Origin of the sequence: Weizmannia acidilactici (assembly GCF_008974225.1) — a bacterium.
GTDB lineage: Bacteria > Bacillota > Bacilli > Bacillales > Bacillaceae_C > Weizmannia > Weizmannia acidilactici.
This window is the reverse complement of sequence record NZ_BKZR01000083.1, coordinates 1-2378: the sequence shown is the minus strand read 5'-3', so window position 1 is coordinate 2378 and position 2378 is coordinate 1. Positions and strand designations below refer to the sequence as shown.

2 protein-coding genes are annotated in these 2378 nt (G+C 38.4%); both read left to right on the top strand.

What is annotated here, in order from left to right; genetic code table 11:
- The first annotated feature begins 91 nt into the window (after nt 1-91).
- Nucleotides 92-1609 (top strand): IS21 family transposase, encoded by a 1518-nt coding sequence (gene istA, locus GBH70_RS16215; RefSeq protein WP_151681995.1) that lies wholly within the window; start codon nt 92-94, stop codon nt 1607-1609.
- Nucleotides 1597-2313 (top strand): IS21-like element helper ATPase IstB, encoded by a 717-nt coding sequence (istB, locus tag GBH70_RS16210; protein WP_151681994.1) that lies wholly within the window; start codon nt 1597-1599, stop codon nt 2311-2313. The genes istA and istB overlap by 13 nt, the downstream gene beginning before the upstream one ends.
- Nucleotides 2314-2378 lie beyond the last annotated feature (65 nt).

The following is a 2378-nucleotide window of genomic DNA, read 5'->3' as shown; positions in this document are numbered from 1 at the left end:
TCCTATAAAACAAAAAACCACTTGCCAACATTCCCCAAATACACTACCCTCCTAGTTGGACAAAACAGTTCAACGGGAGGTATTCAAGGAGATGTTAGCAGTGGCTGAAATTCATTATATCAGATATGAAGCAAACCAAAAAGGATGTTCCTATTCCGATATTGCCAAAAGAATGAATCGTGATCCAAGAACAGTGAAGAAGTATGCGGAAATGGAAGACTTCAATCCCTCAAAAGTTAAACAAACGAGAAAAGCGAAAGTGATGGATCCAGTGAAACCGATATTGGATCAATGGATTAAAGAGGACTTGACAAAGAAGAAAAAATATCGAAGAACTGCGAAACGAATGTATGAAATCTTAAAAGAAGAATATGGATTTACAGGTTCAGATCGTTCTGTTCGGCTCTATGTATCAAAAAGAAAACAAGAACTGCTCGAACAAAGTGAACCAGCTGCGTTACCTTTAGAATCGAAACCTGCAATGGCTCAAGTTGATTTTGGAGAAGCTCCTTTTCTCTATCAGGGGAAATACGTCGATTTTCCTTACCTGGTCGTTTCATTCCCTTACAGTAATGCGGCCTATGTGCAAGTCATGCCAGCTCAAAATCAAGAATGTTTCTTGGAAGGATTAAAACGAATCTTTCACTATATGGGAAGGGTTCCAAGGGTCATTCGTTTTGATAATCTCTCCCCTGCAGTAAAAACGATCTTGCCAAACGGAGAAAGAGAATTGACAGAGACATTTCAACGATTCGTTTTACATTATGGCTTTGAATGCGAGTTCTGCAACCCAGCCAGCGGAAATGAAAAAGGGAATGTCGAATCAAAGGTGAAATATATTCGAAACAATTTCTTTTTACCTGAACAAACAATCTATCAACTAGAAAGTTTTAATGAATCTTTATGGGAGAAATGTGAGAAGGACTGGAATCGTCCGCATTATGAGAAGGAGCGACTCATCGCTGAATTATTTGAAGAAGAACAAGCGTTATTTCTTCAATTGCCAGCCAAAGAATTTGAATGTGTCCGATATGAGCAGGTCACGGCTGATAAGTACGGTTTCATCCATTTAGAAAACAATTTATATTCCACGTCTCCCCGTTTTGCCAAACAAAAGGTTTTGGCAAAGATCTCTTATCATGAGATTGCCATTTTAACAGAAGAGCATGAGCTGATTATCAAGCACGAGCGTTTATATGGCACAAAACAAAAATCAATGAAATGGCAACCATATCTTACGTTAATGGCCAAAAGGCCAAATGCATTAAAATATACGGATTTCTATGAAAAGATGCCGGAAGAATGGAAAAATTATTTTTCCAATTGTACCGTTCAAGAAAAGAAGGAAGCATTACAACTACTAGCTGTTTTACTAAAAGAACATGATTTCGAAGTTTCGACACAGGCTTTGAGGATTGCCTCCCAGTATGGTCATCCGAAAGTAGAATCGATTAAACAGGTATTTTATCAATTAATCAATGGAAGAGGTATACGAGAGCCAATTCAACCGAAAAAACACGTTCCAGATATGCCGGAAGCCATCCGAGGAGTAAGGCATTATGACCGCCTATTCGAATCCCAAGGAGATGTGGCATCATGGAACAAATGATTAAGGAATATGCCAAAAGACTAAAATTAAGCTGGATTCCAGCCAATTACCATACCATCCATGCGGAAACAAATGAGGAATTTTTACTGAAGCTGTTTGAACGAGAAGTGCAGCATCGAGATGAGAGAAGGATAAATTTACTACTAAAACAGGCGACATTGCCGAAAATTCCAAATAAACCTTATGATTGGCGGGAGATTCAACTAGCCCCAGGCATCACAAAAGATTATATTTTAGAAGGTGAGTTTACGAAAAATCAGGAAAACCTTATCTTCTATGGCGGAGTGGGAACCGGTAAAACATTCCTTTCCACTCTCATCGCCCTCAATTTGATGAAAAAACAAGGAAAAAGAGTGAAGTTCTATACGGCCGCCTCCATTGTCAATGCTTTATTGGAGGCCAATGAAAAAGGTGACCTTGGTAAATTTCTCAATCAAATCGAAAAGTTGGATCTCTTGATTCTTGATGAATTGGGCTATATTCCATTGCATAAACAGGGGGCAGAGTTATTATTTCAAGTTATTTCCATGTGTTATGAAACCAAAAGCATCATTGTGACAACCAATTTACCTTTTAGCCAATGGAATAATGTCTTTGGCGATCCCATTTTAACAGAGGCCGTCATTGATCGGCTGATTCATCATTCTCATTTAATCATCTTCAATGGTGAAAGTCACCGATACAAAGACTCAATCTCTCGTTAACCATGGAATTTGGCAAGTGTATGTATGCATTTTTAATTGCCATTTCATACATTTTCTACTTGCCA